Raw genomic sequence first — 18,698 nt, 5'->3', positions numbered from 1 at the left:
TCTTATTCAGCCCAGTAAACCCGTGTCATATCATCCGCCGGGATTGGCATATTCTTCCATAATCCCTTGACGTTCTTGTTCCACACACCGATTTTTGGCAGCGCATAAAGAAAAATATTCGGCTCGTCGGCGGCAAGTTTTTCCTGCAGTTTCTTTACCAGTTCGAGCTGTTCTTCGTCGCTTCCAGCCTCTGCATAGGCTTTGTAAAGCGCCTTATATTCCGGGCTGTTATAGTTAAAATAATATTTGTCCCGGGCATAGATATCGAGATCACGCGCTTCCGTGTGTGCAATGATCGTGGCATCAAAATCCGAACGCTTGAACACCTGATCCAGCCATTGCGCAAATTCGATTGGAACAAGATTGGCCTGAATGCCAACTTCTGCAAGCATAGCAGCAATGATTTCGCCGCCACGTCGTGCATAAGCCGGTGGAGGAAGCGTAATTGTGATCTGCGTGCCAACGGGAACACCTGCCTCCTCAAGCAGCTGTCTGGCTTTGGCCGGATCATAAGTATAAGTCTCTGACAGATCGATATAACCCGGATCGACAGGTGCATAATGCGAGCCGATCGGCGTCCCGAAACCGGAAGAAATACCTTCAATCAGCGCCTTGTTATCTATGGCATGAGCCAGTGCCTGGCGCACCTTAACATTATCAAAGGGCGCTTTGGCATTGTTAAGAGAGAGCAGAACTTTACCGGCAGTATCGCCTATTTCGACATGAAGCTTGTCATCACTCTTGAAACGGCTGATCAGCTCTGGTGCCTGAAACATCGGAAATACATCAACGTCACCAGCCAGAATTGCCGCAGCCGCGGCAGATGGATCGCTGATGAAACGAAATGTCACGGCGGAAAGCTTTGCTGGCTCCCCCCAATATTCAGGATTGCGATCAAGCTCAACACGATCACCCTGAACCCAACGCTTGAACTTGAACGGTCCTGTGCCAACTGGTTTGGTTTTGTTCCCGGACGCAGAATTGGGAGCAATCATAACCGCATCTCCCCAGCCCATATTGAACAGGAAGTTCGAGCTTGGACGCTTGAGTGTCACAACGGCAGTCGAGGGATCAGGACATTCAGTGCTGGCAATCGGTTCAAAAAGCCCCTTTTGTGCATTGGTAGAGTCTGGCGCAACAGCACGTTCATAGGAAAACTTTACGACGGAACAATCAAAAGCTGTGCCATCGTGAAATTTCACGCCTTCACGCAACTTGAAACTATAGGTCTTGTTGTCATCCGAAACAGTCCAGCTTTCTGCCAGAAGCGGCTTGACCGTTCCGTCTTCAACGATACGCACAAGGCCTTCATAGAGATTGGCATAAGTAACCTGCCGGATACCAGCAGCAGCATTTGCCGTTGGATCAAGACCGGGCGGTTCCAGCACCTGACCGACCACCAGCATATCCTTTGCAAAGGCCCCGTTGATCGATGCAAGCATCATGGCTGTTATCAGCCCGGTTTTCAGCAGTTTTGTCATAAGTACTCTTTGACTCCCATTATCGATTTTCCAAATCGAATGCATGCCACCAATATCAAGCATAAGCCTGATGATAATAAAGGTTTAAGGCAGATAAAGGAAAGCTGGAATTCCCCTTTGATTAGCCCCGAGTTTATTTGCCAGCTTGTTCCCCCAATTTCTGATGTGGAATCTTGGCATGAATCACAACTTAATCACTGACAATGGCTCTTATGAAAACGATATCGATCCCCAAAACAAGCAAATATCGACATGGCCTGATATGTACATGCCTTTCGTTAGAATAAGTTTGTTTTTTAATAACTAGAGGTTGTTAGCATAAGGATCTATAGACGTTTTATCGTTAAAGTCGTTATACAAAATGTCAGCTTTGACAGTTGGTTAAGCTGAAAGCGCATTGTATTTGACAACGGAGACGACCAAACCGATTGACCACTATATTTTCAGGCACGCCAAACACAAACACCTGCCCCGCATGTTCAGAAAATCATTTGCTTATCTATGATGAACAAGCCCGGCATTCTCTTAAGATTTTCAAAATCTATAATTCAAAGCCCATATGAAAGGGTAAGAGCATGGATGCTCCAGAATCCTCAAAGCTCAGAGGCTACGCACGCACATTGGCTGCACGCAGTGTTCCTGAAAGCATTTTAAGTCGTAGTGCAGCACTTCGTGGAACGCGTTATCTTGCCCATGCTGCCCGTGCTGCCAAATCAGGAAAACAGCGCCCTTTTCAGATGGTCAATATTGGAGCATGCGACGGCGTCCTTTTTGACGATGTGACACCCTGGCTCCACAAGATTCCACGGTCCAAAGCAGTTCTGGTCGAACCTGTACCCTATAACTTGCTCAGATTACGTCAAAACTATCAGGATACGGAACGTTTCAAGATCGAGCCGATTGCCGTCACCCGGGAACCCGGTTCCATTACTGTCAAGACTTTTGATGCAAAAGCCCTTGAAGAAGGTACTTTGCCGATAGAATTTATCGGTTGCTCTTCTGTCACTGATACAAATTTGATGTCCGGTAAAAATGTCTGGGGCCCGGATGATCCGAATTTTGAAAAATTCGCCCCGTTTCTAAAGGAAATTGTTGTTCAATCGGACACATTACAGGCGGTCCTTGATCGTAATGCTGTTGAATTTATCGATGCATTCCTGGTGGATTGTGAAGGGGCAGACTGGATTGTCTTCGACCAGCTTGATCTGCAACGCTATCGTCCTGGCCTGATCAAAGTCGAGATTGGCGCTTTATCACCCACTGACATTGGCAATGTCATTGTGAAGCTGAAGGCTGCCGGTTACGATATTGGTATATATTGCGAAGACGTGTGGGCATTCAGCTAAAGCCATTATCCCGATGGTTGAATGCGCTGTGAATTAAATATCCAGAATCAAAAAGCCTGCATGGAGCAATCCATACAGGCTTTTTTAATATGCGGATCGAGTGAGCCTCACTCAGTATCAGCAGCTTCCAGAGCAATCGCAATCGACTGAATGATGGAAGCGAAACGTGCTGCGGTCTGGATGACTTCTGTAGATACACCGGCTTTGCGCAACACATCCTCATGGGCATCGATACACATGCCGCAACCGTTAATTACCGACACGGCCAGCGACCAGAGTTCAAAATCGATCTTGTCCACACCTGGATTGCCAATCACATTCATGCGCAGCTTTGCAGGCATGGTGCGATAATCCTTGTTGGTGGCAAGATGTACGAAACGATAATAGACATTATTCATGCCCATGATGGCAGCCGCAGATTTTGCAGCCTGCACAACACTAGCATCAATCTTGTTCACCGCTTCAGCAGAAAGTGCCTTGCGCACATCGGCGTTGCGCGAAGCAATGCCGCAGGCAATGAACAGGCCATATTTTTGCTGTGGCGTCAGTGTTTCGTCGCTCGCCATGGAGGAGAGGTTAAGACGAACATCTTTCGCAAAATCCGGGATTCTTGACTTCAGATCATCAATGGACATGGAACTCTCTTTCACTGTTATTCTGGATAAACAAAAGGCGGGCCTTAACCCGCCTTGTCTTAAGCCATTGGAAGCTGATCAAGCAGCTTTGAGTGTTTCGCCACCGACTTCGCGGTTGCAAGGGCAGAGCTCATCGGTCTGGAGCGCGTCGAGAACGCGCAGCGTGTCCTTTGGAGCGCGGCCAACATTAAGATTGGTTGCGTAGACGTGCTGGATTACGTTGTCCGGGTCGACAACAAAAGTGTAACGGTAAGCAACGCCGTCTGGAGAACGAACACCAAGACCGTCAACCAGCGAACCATTGGTATCAGCAAATGACCAGATTGGCAGCTTGTCGAGATCCTTGTGATCACGGCGCCATGCGAGTTTTACAAACTCGTTATCCGTCGAACCACCAAGAACAACAGCATCACGGTCTTCAAAATCCGAAGCCAAACGCGCAAATTCAGCAATTTCCGTCGGGCAAACGAACGTGAAGTCCTTTGGATAGAAGAAGATAACCTTCCACTTGCCATCAAAGCTTGCTTCGGTGATTTCTTCAAAAGCCGAAACGCCGTTTTCTTCGTGGAAGTTAAAACCTGGCTTTACGCCTGTTACTTTGAAAGAAGGAAGCTTGTCACCGATACCGAGCATTTTATACCTGCCTGTAAATTCGTGTTTTGCAGAAAATCCAGAAGTTTCAGAACTTTCTGCCTGCGATTCATATATAGTCACTCTTGACTGATCGGTCAAAGCGATTAAAACGATCAAATACATCGATTTAAACGATAATGATAAGTACCTGTCAGATTATGCTGAATATCAGTGTTCGCCAACTCCACTATTTTATCGCCCTCGTAAATGCCCGCTCATTTTCGCGTGCAGCAGAGGCTGTCGGGGTTACACAATCCACTTTGAGTGCTGCCATACAAGCATTGGAAACAGAGCTTGGCACTGCATTAATTGATCGCGCCGGGCGACGTATGCAGTTGCTTCCGGCTGGCGAAGATTTTCTCAACCGTGCGCAAGAAATTGTAGCTTTGTTCCAGGAACTGCCGGAACATGCCCGCCAGGCAGAACGACCACTTACAACACGCCTGCGATTAGGTGTTATACCGTCCATTGCTCCATTCTTGTTGCCAAAGCTGTTACCGACGACTGCAAAGGCTTTTCCAGAGCTGCAATTGAGCGTGCGTGAAGGCCTGACACGCACATTGCTAGACAGTTTGCGTTCTGGTTCACTGGATGTTGCGCTTGTTGCCCATCCCTATGACCTAGATGATTTTGAAATCGCCGAAATCGGTGAAGATCCATTTTTTCTGGCCGTACGCCGGGACCACGCACTCGCCAATCGTGACCATGTTGACGCAAGTGATCTTGAGGATCAGCCTTTCCTGTTGCTTGAAACCGGCCATTGCCTGCGCGAACATGTCATGGCGGCGATCGGGTCAAAGCCCGCCCATACTGGTGGCGACGTTCATGCCACCAGTATTATGACGCTGGTGCAGCTTGTAGAGTTTGGCATGGGCGTTACTCTTTTGCCGGAAGTGGCGATTAAAGCTGGTGTAACACGTGGCAGCGAAATCAGTGTTGTTCCTTATGAAGGACAGCATAATTTCCGCTCTCTCGCTTTGGTATGGCGTGCAAATGCAGCGCGGCGTAACGAATATCAGCTATTTGCAACTCATCTGCGTGATCATTGTATGAAAAAATAAATCTAGAGAATACCCCATGCGCGAAAACGCCCACGTCCAGTCATTTCCCGCAGATTAAGCTCAAGGATCAGTTTGAGCGCCCCCTGTGAGGTAACGGCCAGCTCTTTTTCGATCATCTGCGTTGAAACCAGAGGATAGCGTATCATCATATCAACAAGTTGTGGCAAACGGGAGTTGGAACGGCGCCCTTTAAGCTTACGTTGCATCTGTTCACGCGCCAGCATCAAGCGGTCATGTTCCTTCATAATTGCCTCTGCCCCTTCTTCAATCGAAGCGAAAAAGGTTTTGAGGCGCACTAAACTGTTTTTGGAGCGGCGATCATCAGGCCTTTTACTTCTTAGACCTATGCTCAAAGCCGGTAAATGAGCGCCGGCAATGCCGGACTGGCGCAGATAAGCCGCAGTGAGTAAGCGCCCTATCCATGAAGAACGCTGCACCACCTCCAGATCAAACCAGCTGTCATGCATGATCGCGGCACGCATCAATGAAGGCAAATGTGCTGTTTGTTCAAAAATATCACGCCATTCCTGCAGACGTTCATCCTCATTCCAGTCATCATCGGCAAGAAGGGCATCAACCTCAATGTGCTGAGGCTTGGGTTTCGTCGGAACAAGCCCCTTCAAAAGTGCATCAGTGCGTGCAAGAAGTGCATCAACATCATCCAGCAATGGGTCAGCTTCGCCTTCTTCAGGCTCATCATATTGCCTTGCCGCTTCAGCTTGAAAATCGACGCTCCGCCCCAGCAAATGTTGCATTCCTGCGCTGCTTAGTGCCCATTCTGCTGCATGGCCTGCAATTTGTCGACGCAGCCGCAGCATAGAATGCGCAATCGTCAGCGCATGACTTGGCATATGCGTATTCATCAATGCATCATGCAAAACCAGATCTTCAAGATGAACCAATTCGCCCTCAAGCCACATGGAGGCAACGGCATCATTGAGATGCATGCGCTCCAGTATCCCCTCGCGGATCGGCGATTGCGCAAGCCGTTCGTCAAGCCTCGTCAATGCAGCCGTGGAACGTACCACGGGCATAAAAAGCTCATCGAGCGGCAAGGTATTGAATTCATAAGCCATATCCGCATATCGCCGTCGATTGCCAGAAAAGGCAACCGAAAAGCATTGCTTATGCGAAAACTTCCGCAACTTTTACAGCCCGGCCTTCCTTGACCGAAAGAAGTGCGGCTTCTGCCAGAGCCAAGGCCTGCAATCCGTCTTCGGCAGAAGGTGCTGGCGCCTTGTCATTATCAATTGCATCAATGAAAGAGGCAATTTCAGCAGCATAAGCATCCGTGTAGCGCGTCATGAAGAAATCATGCAGCGGCGGACGTGTGTAACCATGTTTTGATGCAATTTCGATAGAGACCGGACGCTGGTTTTCAGCCGAAACAGCGCCTTCGGATCCATGCACTTCGATGCGTTGATCATAGCCATAAGATGCCCGGCGCGAATTGGAAATCACGCATTGGCGACCGGACGCCGTGGTCAGAATTACGCTGGCGCTATCATAGTCACCCAGTTCACTAATCTTTGGATCGACGAGAACTGATGCCGATGCGGAAACTGTTTCAATCTCCTCGCCCAGCAGAAAACGCGCCATGTCAAAATCATGAATTGTCATATCGCGGAAAATACCGCCCGACACTTTAATATATTCAGCAGGCGGTGCACCCGGATCGCGGCTGGTGATTGTGACCATTTCAACCTTGCCGATCCGTCCATCATCAATCGCTTTGCGAACAGCGGCAAAATGTGGATCAAAGCGGCGATTGAATCCAAGCATAACCCTGCCACCTGTCTCATTGATAATTTTGAGGCACGCACCGACGCGCTTGATATTCAGATCAATCGGCTTTTCACAAAAAACTGCTTTGCCGGCACGACAAAAACGTTCGATCAGATCCGCATGGGTATTGGTTGGTGTGCAGATCAGCACTGCATCAATATCTGCTGATTTTTCAATCTCCTCAATGCTGCGTATTTCTGTACCAACCGCATCGGCAATGGCCTGTGCCGCTTCTTGATTGGCATCTGCGATTGCAACAAGTTTTGCGCGTTTATCAGCAGCAATAGCGCCTGCATGAACCTTGCCAATCCGACCAGCACCAAGCAGAGCAAGACGTGTAACCATTTGCCTTTATCCTCCCGAAAGGCCAACTCCTGATTGACCGGTAAAACAGTTTCGCTATTCCAAACTTATGCAGTGGCATCACATGCAATAGAATATTTGTTCTATTTTGCTAGATTGTGATATAGTGGATGTCAAGAGAGCGTTTCTGAAAGGACAGCAATGGAAGCCCAGCCAGCTCCAACAGCGCCCAGTACAATCAAAGAGTTTGAATCTCGATTGCTTGAAGTCGCAAATCAATTGCCCAAGCGTCTCAAACAATGCGCCGATTATGTCGCCGCCTATCAGGACCGGATTGCGGTTTCGACTGTGGCGGAAATGGCGGAAGGCGCAGGTGTGCAGAGTTCGGCTTTTATGCGGTTTTGCCAGATACTTGGCTTTTCCGGTTTCTCGGAAATGCAGAAGCTTTTTCGCGATTCCTATGCAGGCGGCTGGCCGGACTACTCCACCCGGCTTGAACATTTACGAGAAACAGAATCCGGCAGCGCACCAGCTTTGCTAGCAGAGTTTACAGAAGCAGGACGCACTTCCCTTGAAGGCTTGTTGAAAACGATTGAAGCTGAGACGCTCGAAAAGGCTGTCAAACTGCTGGCAGAGGCCCAAACAATTCACATCATTGGGGTCCGCCGTGCTTTCCCGGTTGCGAGTTATTTGGCCTATGCTTTTGAAAAGATGCAGGTTCCGGCAATGTTGCACAGCGCCGTCGGCAAGCTGGAAAATCAGCATGCCATCCGCAAAGGAGATGTACTGCTTGCGATTTCTTTTTCACCCTATTCACCAGAAACCATTGCCATGGCGGAAAATGCAAGCCAGCGCGGGATAGATGTTGTTGCCATAACAGACACGATTGTTAGTCCAATGAACAAATTCGTACAGCACACGCTGCTTGTTTCTGAGGTTGATTTCGGCGCATTCCGTTCACTTTCAGCAACCCTATGTCTCGCGATCACGCTTGCCGTCGCCGTTGGTACAGGGCGAACATCGTAAAATATGGAATATTCTACTTTTGGGTTGAAATAGAATAATAAATCTATTTTAATACGAAATAGAATGAATGGCGCGTATCGCAATGGAGGAATGCATGAAGCGGCTGGATTTGATTACAATTGGCCGATCTTCGGTAGATCTCTATGGTGCGCAGATTGGCGGCCTTCTTGAAGATATGTCATCTTTCAACAAATATGTCGGAGGCTCGCCTACAAATATCGCAGCGGGCACTGCGCGTCTTGGCCTTAAATCCGCACTCATTACCCGTGTTGGCGATGAGCATATGGGGCGCTTTCTGCTGCGCGAACTGGCGCGGGAAGGTGTTGATACACGTGGCATTGTCACCGACCGCGAGCGTCTGACTGCCCTTGTCATTCTGGGCATTCGCGATCAGCAACATTTCCCGCTAATCTTTTATCGTGAAAACTGCGCCGATATGGCGCTTTGCGAAGATGATATTAACCCTGATTTCATTGCTCAGGCACGATGTGTGCTGGCAACAGGAACCCATCTTTCGCACCCGCGCACCGAAGCTGCTGTGCTTAAAGCTTTAAGGCTTGCGCGGGAAAATGGCAGCCGCACGGTGCTGGATATTGATTATCGTCCGAACCTCTGGGGGCTTTCCGGCCACGGAGATGGCGAGAACCGTTTCATCGAATCCGCCGCAGTCACCACAAAGCTGCAATCAACATTGAACCTGTTTGATCTCATCGTCGGTACGGAAGAAGAGTTTCATATTGCTGGCGGTTCAACCAACACGCTTGAAGCACTCAAAGCAGTTCGCAAAGTCACCAAAGCAGCGCTTGTCTGCAAACGGGGACCAATGGGCGCTGTGGTCTTTGAAGGCGACATTCCTGAGAGTCTGGACAAGGGACAACCCGGCGAAGGTTTTCCCATTGAAGTGTTCAATGTGCTTGGTGCGGGTGATGGTTTCATGTCTGGTCTTTTGCGTGGCTGGCTCAAGGGAGAAGACTGGCCGACCAGCCTGAAATTCGCCAATGCCTGTGGCGCCTTCGCCGTATCACGCCATGGATGCACACCCGCTTATCCGAGCTGGGAAGAGCTGCAATATTTCTTCAAAACAGGCATACGCAATAAAGCATTGCGCAACGATCAGGCACTGGAACAGATACATTGGTCAACGACCCGCAATGGCGACTGGCCGCATATGCGGGTCTTCGCATTTGACCATCGTATTCAGCTTGAAGAAATGGCACGTGAAGCTGGTGCGAGCGATGAAAAAATAGGTGAATTCAAAGAATTATGCCTCAATGCTGCATTAGAGGTTTCAGGAGGAGAAAACGGCTATGGCATCCTTTGTGATAGTCGGCTCGGTCGCAACGCACTCTATCGCGCTGCTGGAACTGGCCTTTGGATCGGACGCCCGACAGAATGGCCAGGGTCACGGCCCTTGGAGCTTGAACCTGAACTCGGCCCCGATTGCGGTGGCCTTGTTGAATGGCCGCTTGAGCACGTCGTAAAGGTGCTTTCCTTCTATCATCCTGATGATAGCGACGAAGTGAAAGCGCAACAGGAAGCCACGGTAAAACGTCTCTATACGGCTGCACGGCGCAATCGACTTGAGTTCTTGCTGGAGGTGATACCGTCAAAAGTCGCGCCTGTAGATGATATGAGCACAGCAAAAGTCATCGAGCGTTTCTATGAGATTGGCGTCTATCCCGATTGGTGGAAACTTGAGCCTCTGACGACAGAACAAGCCTGGCAAAATACATGTGACGCTATCATGCGCAATGATCCGCATACGCGCGGCATTGTCGTGCTGGGCCTTGATGCGCCAGCCGAAGAGCTTGAAGCAAGCCTTGAAGTTGCAGCAGCTTTTGATCTCGTCAAAGGTTTTGCCATTGGCCGCACCATTTTGGGCGAAGTCGCCCGTCAGTGGCTTGCAGGCAAAATAAGCGATGCAGACGCTGTTTCTGAAATGGCAAGGCGCTATCGCGGTTTCTGCGATCTGTGGGACCGGTTGCGTAAGCGTTAAAGATTTTTCTGGGAGGAAAAATGAAGACCATTCGATTGACAGCAGCACAGGCTCTTGTGCGCTATGTGGCCAACCAGATGACGCCGGAAGGCGTTCCCTTTATCGCCGGTGTCTGGGCCATTTTTGGCCATGGCAATGTGGCTGGGATTGGCGAGGCATTATATGACATCCGCAATGAGCTCGTAACGTGGCGCGGTCATAATGAGCAAACCATGGCTCATGCAGCCATTGCCTATACCAAACAACTCGGTCGCAAACGCGCTTGCGCTGTCACCTCCTCCATTGGCCCGGGCGCAACCAATATGGTCACGGCGGCGGCACTCGCTCATGTAAACCGTCTGCCGGTTCTGTTCATTCCCGGCGATGTCTTCGCCAATCGCGGTCCCGATCCGGTTTTGCAGCAGCTTGAGGATTTCAATGACGCAACAGTGAGCGTCAATGACTGTTTCCGCCCGGTAAGCCGCTATTTTGATCGTATCACCCGCCCCGAACAGTTACTGACTGCCCTGCCCCGCGCCTTTCGCACAATGACGGATCCCGCCGATTGCGGACCCGTAACACTGTCTTTGTGTCAGGACGTGCAGGCAGAGGCCTATGACTGGCCGGAGGAGTTTTTTGCTCCAAAAGTCTGGCATTGGCGGCGACCGCCAGCCGATGAACATGAGCTTATAACGGCCATTGCGGAGATCAAGGCGGCAAAGAGCCCGGTTATCGTTGCAGGTGGTGGCGTGCATTATTCAGCTGCGCATGAAGCGCTGAAAAACTTTGCAGAAACCCACAATATTCCGGTTATTGAAACACAGGCCGGCAAGTCTGCATTGCCATGGGATCATGCGCTTAATTTTGGCCCCGTTGGTGTTACAGGTGCAGACAGTGCCAATGCTATAGCAGCAAGTGCAGATCTGGTTATCGGCGTCGGAACCCGTTTTCAGGATTTCACGACTGGTTCATGGGCATTGTTCAAACAACCGGGCCACAAGCTGCTATCGTTGAATGTTCAGCCCTATGACAGTCACAAGCACGGCGCGATCTCGCTTGTCGCAGATGCAAAGGTTGGACTGGCAGCGCTTTCCAATGGCTTGCAGGACTATAGACGCAAAACGCTCGACATGACGCTGAAAACGCGCTGGTTTGAAGCCGCAGACCGGTTTACCGCTGCTCCCGGTGATGCAAACGCACTTCCCACCGACATGCAGGTGATCGGTGCGGTTCAGTGCCAGTCGAAAGAAAATACCGTCGTCATGTGCGCGGCTGGCACCATGCCGGGCGAACTGCACCAGCTCTGGAAAGCCGGGCGCCCGATGTCCTATCACATGGAATATGGTTTCTCCTGCATGGGCTATGAGATTGCAGGTGGCCTCGGTATCAAGATGGCAGAACCTGATCGTGATGTGATCGTTATGGTTGGTGACGGCTCATATATGATGGCCAATTCCGAACTTGCGACCTCTGTGATGATGGGCATCAAGATCACGATCATACTGACCGACAATCGCGGTTATGGCTGCATCAACCGTTTGCAAATGGCAACAGGCGGTGCAGAATTTAACAATCTGCTCGATCACACAACCCATGTGAATGCATCGAATATCGACTTTGCAGCCCATGCGGCCGCGATGGGAGCTGATGCACAAAAAGTCGGTTCAATTGCTGAACTTGAAGATGCCCTGGCCAATGCTCGCAACAGCGCCCGCACGACAGTTATCGTCATTGATACCGATCCCTATTCTACGCCTGACACAGGCGGCTGGTGGTGGGATGTGGCTGTGCCGGAAGTCTCAAGCCGCAGTCAGGTACGCATAGCACGTGAAAATTATGAAGCCCAGATCAGAGAAAGAAACTGACCGATGATCCTCTATGGCACCAACCCGATTGCCTGGTCAAACGATGATGATCGCAGCCTTGGCGCACATATAGGCCTTGATCAATGCCTTGATGAGGCCTCAAAAACCGGCTTCGACGGAATCGAAAAAGGTCATAAATTTCCGCAAGTTGCAGCGGAACTTAAAGCAGTACTCGAACCTCGTAATCTGCGTTACATTTCAGGCTGGCATTCGCTCAACCTTCTTATCAGTTCCGTTGAGGATGAGAAGGCTGCAATGCAGCCGGCGCTTGATCTTCTGAACGCCATGGGCAGCAAGGTCATCATCGTTTGCGAAACATCAAACGCCATTCATGGCATTGATAGCAAACCGCTCTCAGAGCGCCCGGTGCTGGAACAAGCACGCTGGGCAGAGTTTGGCGCAGGCGTAGAAGCACTGGCAGAATATGCGGCCGCACAAGGTATAACACTCGTCTATCACCATCATATGGGTACGATTGTTCAGAGCGAAGACGAGATCGACCTTCTGATGCAACATAGTGGCCCACATGCCAGATTGCTGCTCGATACGGGTCACTGCCTGTTTGGTGGCGCCGATCCTGAACGCATTGCAAAGAGACATATGGAACGTATTTGCCATATCCATACAAAGAATGTGCGCCCGGAGATTGCAGCACAGGTGCACGAGCAGCGCCTGTCCTTTCTGGAAGCTGTGCGTCGCGGCGTATTCACGGTTCCGGGCGATTCCGAAGGCGGCGTCGATTTCGTACCGGTTCTAAAGATCGCGGCCCAGCACGGCTATCAGGACTGGCTGGTCATTGAAGCTGAACAGGATCCTGATCTGCGCAATCCATTTGAATATCAGTCACTGGGGCTGAAATCACTCAAGGCATTTGCGCGTGAAGCAGGGTTAGACAAGGGAAACTGATCAATGGCCAATCTGTTACACAAACCCAATGGCAAGCATGGCAAGGTTCATGACATCACACCGGAAAGCGCCAATTGGGGCTATGTCGGCTTTGGCCTCTATCGTCTGAAAGCAGGTGAAACGGCAACGGAGACAACCGGCGATCGGGAAGTCATTCTGGTGCTGGTCGAGGGCAAGGCAAAGTTCAAAGCCTCTGGTGAGGATTTTGGTGAAATGGGCGAACGAATGAGCGTGTTTGAAAAACTCGCTCCACATTGTCTTTATGTGCCTGCTGAGAGTGAATGGGATGCTGTGGCTACGACCGATTGCGTGCTTGCTGTCTGCTCAGCGCCGGGCAAGCCGGGGCGCAAAGCGCAAAAGCTCGGACCGGAAGGGCTGACTTTTGATACACGTGGACAGGGTGCAAATACCCGCAATATATTCAACATAGCAATGGAAGGCCGCGACGTTGCCGACAGCCTCCTGGTAACAGAAGTTTTCACACCGCAAGGCAATTGGTCCTCCTACCCGCCGCACCGACATGATGAAGATAATTTCCCTGATATGACCTATCTGGAAGAAACCTATTATCATCGCCTTAATCCATCGCAGGGCTATGGCATTCAAAGGGTCTTTACCGAAGATGGCAGTCTTGATGAAACCATGGCGGTTGCTGACGGCGATGTTGTTCTGGTGCCAAAGGGGCATCATCCATGCGGCGCACCCTATGGTTATGAGATGTATTATCTCAACGTCATGGCCGGTCCGATCCGCAAATGGCGGTTTAAAAACCACCCCGATCATGACTGGATTTATAAGCGCGATAATCCATCCACATAAAAACAAGCCCCGGATTTTCAGCTATGGGGATTTCGGGGCTTGTGATTTACAGTCGGGCCACTTGTTTCAAATCATCCACCGCACCGGGTGCTGCAACCAAAACCTTGCTACCTTTGGTCAGTTGCTCACCTTGTGTTGGGAATGGATGCGTATAGCCACCGGCTTCGCGGACGAGGCAGAAGCCCGCCATGCAATCCCATGCATGCATATAGGGCTCGAAATAACCGACCAGACGCCCTGCGGCCACATAGGCAATCATTAATGCCCCAGAGCCATTGCGGATGAATGTGCCGCCTGCTTCAAGCAAATCTTCAACAACCTTCGCAACCACCTGCGGCGTTACGTAATTATTGGCGCCAATTCCTGTCACTGCATTGCGAATTGTGCGCGTTTCATCAAGCACAAGTTTTCTGCCATTAAGCGTTGCCCCCTGCCCCTTGGCAGATGCGTAAAGCTCGTTAAAACATGGGGCTTTGATAACACCAATCACGGGCTCGCCATCTTTGAGAACCGCAATCGAAACACACCAGTTCGGCATTCCGTTTACAAAGGGACTGGTTCCATCAATGGGATCAACCACCCATATATAGCCTGAGCTGCCGGCCTTGAGGCCATATTCCTCGCCCAGAAAACCGTCGTCACTGAAAGCTTTCGATACACGATCATTGATCAGTTTTTCGACATTGCGGTCGGCGATGGACACAACATCCTGCGGATCGCGCTTGGTTTCGATCACCAGTGTTTCGCGACTGTCGAAATAATCGAGCGCCATCGCTCCCGCTTCACGCGCGATTTCCTGCGCAAGCTTAAAACGTGCAGCAAGCTCTTTTGAAAAGTCTAACGTCATGCGTGTTTTCCAGTCAGCAGGAATGAAGATGCATGGCCCATGGGGCTGATACAGACAAAATATTGTATTTTGCAAAGCTGTGCATAGTCTTTGTTTTTAAAACTTATGTGTCAATCTTGATTTAAAAATTTTGCTTTTAAAGCAATAAAAAATATCAGCGCCGGTTTTGCACAGCAATGCAACCAGACGTGAAAACTAAAAAAGGCGACCCTAAGGCCGCCTCTTTATAAATCATTTGAGAGCTGTCAGCCAATTGCCATCAGGCTTGCATTGCCGCCTGCGGCTGTTGTGTTGATAGAGGTCGAAACCTCTTCCAGCAACCAGCTCAGGCAATAGCAATCAGCGCTTGCCGCCAGTTGCGCTGAACTGGCTGCCTGCGTCAGAACCAGCGGCCCAGGCAATGCTGCCAGTTTCTTGTTGATGTCAATGAGGCGATCCCCTTCCCCTTCAACAAGCGCACCGGCGAAAGGAGCATCTGACTGCCAGTCCTTTGTCCAGACAACACGCGCAGCGACGCTCGCAGGCAAGTCTTTCAAAACATTGCGCAGTCCCGAAGTCTCGTCGATCACAGCCTCATTGCCGGTGGCAAGTGCGGCTGTCAGCTGACGATAAAGGCCGGTTTCGCTCTCTGGTGCCAAAAGAACACGGCCCCGTGCATGCAGCGCATAGAGGTTTCGTTCACCAACCGGACCCGGAAGCTCGATATTCAGTCCAAGTGCAGAAGCACTGCCGGTTTCACGAGCGGCCTGCGCCAGTTCGTTCATGCCGCGATTGCCAAGCCATTTTGCGAAATCATTGAGCGCTGTATCACTATGAACAGATGCCATGCGCGGCGGGATTGGCGCGGTTTCAACAAGGCGACCGAGATAAAGCGGACCGCCAGCCTTCGGTCCCGTGCCGGACAGACCACGACCACCGAAAGGCTGGACGCCCACAATCGCACCGATAACGTTGCGATTGATATAGATGTTACCAACGCGGATACGCTCAGTAACATGCGCAATAGTTTCATCAAGGCGTGTATGCAGACCAAAGGTCAGACCATAACCGGTTGCGTTGATGTCATCGATCAGACGATCCATATCATCACGCTTGTAGCGCACAACATGCAGAACCGGACCAAACACTTCACGTTTGAGATCGCGCAGGCTGTCGATTTCGATGATGGTTGGAGCAACGAAAGTGCCCTTTCCTGTTTCAGCTCCAAGCGGAATCTGCTCCACCTTACGGCCCATATCACGCATCGTCTCGATGTGTTTTTCGATAATGCCCTTAGCTTCAGCAGTAATTACGGCGCCAATATCCACTTTCAGCTTGTCGGTGCGGCCAATTGACAGTTCTTTCAACGCACCCTTGAGCATGGTCAGAATGCGATCGGCAACATCTTCCTGCAAGCAGAGTACACGCAGAGCCGAACAACGCTGACCGGCACTATCGAAAGCAGAAGCAATCACGTCAAATACAACCTGCTCGGCAAGAGCGGATGAATCCACGATCATGGCGTTCTGGCCACCGGTTTCAGCAATCAGCGGAATCGGCTTGCCATTTGGCAACAGGCGCGAGGCAAGCTGTGCCTGAATGAGACGAGCAACTTCGGTCGATCCGGTAAACATTACACCACAGGTTTCTTCTGCTGCAACAAGAGCCGCACCAATGCGGCCATCGCCCGGCAGAAGCTGCAATACATCAGCAGGAATTCCGGCTTCATGCAGAATACGTACGCCCTGTGCTGCGATCAGCGGGGTTTCTTCAGCAGGCTTTGCCAGAACCGGATTGCCTGCAACAAGAGCTGCTGCAATCTGGCCTGTGAAGATCGCCAGCGGGAAATTCCACGGGCTGATACAGACAATCGGACCCAGTGGCTTATGCGCAGCGCCCAGCGTACGGCGGGTCTGTTGCGCATAATAGCGCAGGAAGTCAATGGCTTCACGCACTTCTGCAATGGCATTAGGCATGGATTTGCCGGCTTCACGCATGATGAGGCCGAGCAATTCTGCCATTTCGCGCTGCATGATGTCGCTCGCACGATCAAGACAGGCTGCGCGATCAGCAGGCGAAGTTTTGGACCAGCTTGCAACAGCCTGTTGAGCTGCCGTCATTGCGGCTGCAACATCCGCTTCTGCAATTTCTGTAACCGTACCCACAATATCTGAATGATCGCCGGGATTCAGAACCGGACGGCTTTCACCCTTGGCCTTGTTTCCCGCAATCTGCGGTTCCGCAGTCCAGACACGTGAAACACTGGCTTTGAGCGTTTCGCTCAATTCTGCCAGCTCTTCTTCATTGGAGAGGTCAAATCCTGCCGAGTTTTTACGAATGTCATAAAGGTCCTCCGGCAGGCTGATCTGGTCATGAGGTGCACCGACCACGGCCATTGAACGAACGACTTGCGCAGGATCGGCAATCAGTTCATCAACCGATACGCTCTTGTCGCCAATGCGATTGACAAAGGAAGAGTTCGCACCGTTTTCGAGCAGACGGCGGACCAGATAGGCCAGCAGCGTTTCATGCGTCCCAACGGGTGCATAAATACGGGCTGGACGACCCAGCTTCGATGGTCCGACAACTTCGTCATAAAGTGGCTCGCCCATGCCATGCAGACACTGGAATTCATAAGAGCCGGTTTTGAAGTCCGGGCCGGCCAGATGATAGATCGTGGCAAGGGTCTGCGCATTATGCGTTGCGAATTGCGGGAAAATCACGTCGCGGGCGCCAAGCAGCTTACGGGCACAAGCGATGTAGGAAACGTCGGTATGAACCTTGCGGGTGCAAACCGGGAAATCTTCCAGACCATCAACTTGCGCACGCTTGATTTCAGCATCCCAGTAGGCGCCTTTAACGAGACGAACCATGACACGACGATTATTGCGGCGAGCAAGATCAATAATAAAATCAAGCACAAACGGGCAGCGCTTGCCATAGGCCTGCACCACGAAACCAATACCTTCCCAGCCAGCAAGGTCTGGATCTTCAATCAGGCTTTGCAGAAGATCAAGCGACAACTCAAGGCGGTCAGCTTCTTCAGCATCAATATTGAGACCGATATCATACTTCTTGGAAAGCGCTGCGAGCGCCTTCACTTTTGGCAAAAGTTCGCTCATGACGCGCTCGCTCTGCGCACGCACATAACGCGGATGCAAAGCTGAAAGCTTGATTGAAATGCCGGGACCATCATAGATGCCACGACCAGCCGAAGCGCGACCGATGGCGTGGATCGCGGTCTCGTAATCCTTGTAATAACGTTCTGCATCGGCCGCAGTCGTGGCTGCTTCACCAAGCATATCGTAGGAATAACGGAAACCGCGTTCTTCAAGCGATTTTGCACGTTTTAATGCTTCATCGATGGTTTCGCCGGTGACGAACTGCTCACCCATCATGCGCATGGCCATATCCACGCCGCGGCGGATGACCGGTTCACCACAACGGGCGATCAGGCGCGTAAGCGCTGCCGAAAGACCGCTGTCATTGACGGTGTTGGTGAGCTTGCCGGTGACAACAAGACCCCAGGTTGCAGCATTGACGAACAGCGAACGACCACCGCCAACATGCGATTTCCAGTCGCCAGTGGAAATCTTGTCACGGATCAGCGCATCACGCGTTGCCATATCCGGTATACGCAGCAGAGCTTCGGCGAGGCACATCAGCGCCACACCTTCCTGACTGGACAGCGAATATTCATGCACCAGACCTTCAACGCCCGTACCCTTGTGTTTGGCACGCAGGGCTTCAATCAGTTTGCGAGCGGTCGCCTTGATCTGCCTTGTCGTTTCTTCAGGCAGGGTTGCCTGCTCTACCAGAGCTGTCACGCATGCAATTTCAGATCGGCGATAGGCGGCGGTAATTGCCTTGCGCAGAGGCGTTTGCTCGCGAATTGGGGGCGCGAAATTCTGGAAAACAGGGGTGGTGTGAGCGGATAATTTCTCAGTCATGGTGCAATGCTCGCAAAAACAGGCTCAAAGCCCAGTTCGACTATGTTCTTATATGATGGCACCCTATCATTAGTGCAAATTGCATTC

At 51.0% G+C, this 18,698-nt stretch carries 14 protein-coding genes; 7 read left to right on the top strand and 7 right to left on the bottom strand.

Annotated features, from left to right (window positions below; translation table 11 throughout):
* Positions 1 to 2 precede the first annotated feature (2 nt).
* Positions 3 to 1,481, bottom strand: coding sequence for an ABC transporter substrate-binding protein (locus FHY56_RS00940; protein WP_140903305.1), 1,479 nt, complete (start codon positions 1,479 to 1,481; stop codon positions 3 to 5).
* 575 nt (positions 1,482 to 2,056) lie between these two features.
* On the opposite strand from FHY56_RS00940, the gene FHY56_RS00935 reads away from it, so the two are divergent.
* The gene (locus FHY56_RS00935; protein ID WP_140903304.1) at positions 2,057 to 2,827 is read left to right on the top strand and encodes an FkbM family methyltransferase; all 771 of its coding nucleotides are present in this window, start codon (positions 2,057 to 2,059) and stop codon (positions 2,825 to 2,827) included.
* Positions 2,828 to 2,934: 107 nt separating this feature from the next.
* Here FHY56_RS00935 and FHY56_RS00930 read toward each other — a convergent pair whose 3' ends face one another.
* A complete protein-coding gene (locus FHY56_RS00930; protein WP_140903303.1) occupies positions 2,935 to 3,462 on the bottom strand; it encodes an alkylhydroperoxidase, AhpD family in 528 nt (175 codons plus the stop codon).
* Positions 3,463 to 3,540: 78 nt separating this feature from the next.
* Positions 3,541 to 4,095: a peroxiredoxin gene (locus FHY56_RS00925; protein WP_140903302.1), complete on the bottom strand. Its 555-nt coding sequence runs from the start codon at positions 4,093 to 4,095 to the stop codon at positions 3,541 to 3,543.
* 158 nt (positions 4,096 to 4,253) lie between these two features.
* On the opposite strand from FHY56_RS00925, the gene FHY56_RS00920 reads away from it, so the two are divergent.
* Positions 4,254 to 5,156 carry a hydrogen peroxide-inducible genes activator gene (locus tag FHY56_RS00920; RefSeq protein ID WP_140903301.1) on the top strand — a complete coding sequence of 301 codons (903 nt, stop codon included), beginning with the start codon at positions 4,254 to 4,256 and terminating at the stop codon, positions 5,154 to 5,156.
* 2 nt (positions 5,157 to 5,158) lie between these two features.
* On the opposite strand, the gene FHY56_RS00915 is transcribed toward FHY56_RS00920, so the two are convergent.
* Both FHY56_RS00915 and iolG read right to left on the bottom strand, forming a co-directional pair.
* Entirely contained in the window at positions 5,159 to 6,232 is a 1,074-nt protein-coding gene (locus FHY56_RS00915) for an RHE_PE00001 family protein (RefSeq protein WP_140903300.1), read from the bottom strand.
* Positions 6,233 to 6,281: 49 nt separating this feature from the next.
* Positions 6,282 to 7,286 (bottom strand): inositol 2-dehydrogenase, encoded by a 1,005-nt coding sequence (gene iolG / locus FHY56_RS00910; protein ID WP_140903299.1) that lies wholly within the window; start codon positions 7,284 to 7,286, stop codon positions 6,282 to 6,284.
* 159 nt (positions 7,287 to 7,445) lie between these two features.
* On the opposite strand from iolG, the gene FHY56_RS00905 reads away from it, so the two are divergent.
* The 5 genes from FHY56_RS00905 (at position 7,446) to iolB (ending at position 13,835) form a co-directional block, all read left to right on the top strand.
* The gene (locus FHY56_RS00905) at positions 7,446 to 8,270 is read left to right on the top strand and encodes a MurR/RpiR family transcriptional regulator (RefSeq protein ID WP_140903298.1); all 825 of its coding nucleotides are present in this window, start codon (positions 7,446 to 7,448) and stop codon (positions 8,268 to 8,270) included.
* 94 nt (positions 8,271 to 8,364) lie between these two features.
* Positions 8,365 to 10,266, top strand: coding sequence for a bifunctional 5-dehydro-2-deoxygluconokinase/5-dehydro-2-deoxyphosphogluconate aldolase (locus FHY56_RS00900; RefSeq protein ID WP_140903297.1), 1,902 nt, complete (start codon positions 8,365 to 8,367; stop codon positions 10,264 to 10,266).
* 20 nt (positions 10,267 to 10,286) lie between these two features.
* Positions 10,287 to 12,110: a 3D-(3,5/4)-trihydroxycyclohexane-1,2-dione acylhydrolase (decyclizing) gene (iolD, locus tag FHY56_RS00895; protein ID WP_140903296.1), complete on the top strand. Its 1,824-nt coding sequence runs from the start codon at positions 10,287 to 10,289 to the stop codon at positions 12,108 to 12,110.
* 3 nt (positions 12,111 to 12,113) lie between these two features.
* Entirely contained in the window at positions 12,114 to 13,016 is a 903-nt protein-coding gene (gene iolE / locus FHY56_RS00890; protein ID WP_140903295.1) for a myo-inosose-2 dehydratase, read from the top strand.
* A gap of 3 nt (positions 13,017 to 13,019) precedes the next feature.
* Positions 13,020 to 13,835 carry a 5-deoxy-glucuronate isomerase gene (iolB, locus tag FHY56_RS00885; protein WP_140903294.1) on the top strand — a complete coding sequence of 272 codons (816 nt, stop codon included), beginning with the start codon at positions 13,020 to 13,022 and terminating at the stop codon, positions 13,833 to 13,835.
* A gap of 46 nt (positions 13,836 to 13,881) precedes the next feature.
* Here the strand turns inward: iolB and FHY56_RS00880 are convergent, their stop codons facing one another.
* Both FHY56_RS00880 and putA read right to left on the bottom strand, forming a co-directional pair.
* Positions 13,882 to 14,682: an inositol monophosphatase family protein gene (locus FHY56_RS00880; protein WP_140903293.1), complete on the bottom strand. Its 801-nt coding sequence runs from the start codon at positions 14,680 to 14,682 to the stop codon at positions 13,882 to 13,884.
* Between the two features lie 245 nt (positions 14,683 to 14,927).
* Positions 14,928 to 18,611, bottom strand: coding sequence for a trifunctional transcriptional regulator/proline dehydrogenase/L-glutamate gamma-semialdehyde dehydrogenase (putA, locus tag FHY56_RS00875; RefSeq protein ID WP_140903292.1), 3,684 nt, complete (start codon positions 18,609 to 18,611; stop codon positions 14,928 to 14,930).
* Between the last annotated feature and the right edge of the window lie 87 nt (positions 18,612 to 18,698).

Origin of the sequence: Brucella gallinifaecis (genome assembly GCF_006476605.1) — a bacterium.
In the GTDB taxonomy this organism is placed as follows: domain Bacteria; phylum Pseudomonadota; class Alphaproteobacteria; order Rhizobiales; family Rhizobiaceae; genus Brucella; species Brucella gallinifaecis.
The sequence above is the reverse complement of the archived record's forward strand: the minus strand, read 5'-3'. Positions and strand labels throughout refer to the sequence as shown.

Coding starts and splice junctions, on each gene's coding strand:
- FHY56_RS00880 (WP_140903293.1), bottom strand. CDS start 14,682: ATGACGTTAGACTTTTCAAAAGAGCTTGCTGCACGTTTTAAGCTTGCG.
- FHY56_RS00920 (WP_140903301.1), top strand. CDS start 4,254: ATGCTGAATATCAGTGTTCGCCAACTCCACTATTTTATCGCCCTCGTA.
- iolB (WP_140903294.1), top strand. CDS start 13,020: ATGGCCAATCTGTTACACAAACCCAATGGCAAGCATGGCAAGGTTCAT.
- putA (WP_140903292.1), bottom strand. CDS start 18,611: ATGACTGAGAAATTATCCGCTCACACCACCCCTGTTTTCCAGAATTTC.
- FHY56_RS00905 (WP_140903298.1), top strand. CDS start 7,446: ATGGAAGCCCAGCCAGCTCCAACAGCGCCCAGTACAATCAAAGAGTTT.
- FHY56_RS00935 (WP_140903304.1), top strand. CDS start 2,057: ATGGATGCTCCAGAATCCTCAAAGCTCAGAGGCTACGCACGCACATTG.
- FHY56_RS00900 (WP_140903297.1), top strand. CDS start 8,365: ATGAAGCGGCTGGATTTGATTACAATTGGCCGATCTTCGGTAGATCTC.
- iolE (WP_140903295.1), top strand. CDS start 12,114: ATGATCCTCTATGGCACCAACCCGATTGCCTGGTCAAACGATGATGAT.
- FHY56_RS00915 (WP_140903300.1), bottom strand. CDS start 6,232: ATGGCTTATGAATTCAATACCTTGCCGCTCGATGAGCTTTTTATGCCC.
- iolD (WP_140903296.1), top strand. CDS start 10,287: ATGAAGACCATTCGATTGACAGCAGCACAGGCTCTTGTGCGCTATGTG.
- iolG (WP_140903299.1), bottom strand. CDS start 7,286: ATGGTTACACGTCTTGCTCTGCTTGGTGCTGGTCGGATTGGCAAGGTT.
- FHY56_RS00930 (WP_140903303.1), bottom strand. CDS start 3,462: ATGTCCATTGATGATCTGAAGTCAAGAATCCCGGATTTTGCGAAAGAT.
- FHY56_RS00925 (WP_140903302.1), bottom strand. CDS start 4,095: ATGCTCGGTATCGGTGACAAGCTTCCTTCTTTCAAAGTAACAGGCGTA.
- FHY56_RS00940 (WP_140903305.1), bottom strand. CDS start 1,481: ATGACAAAACTGCTGAAAACCGGGCTGATAACAGCCATGATGCTTGCA.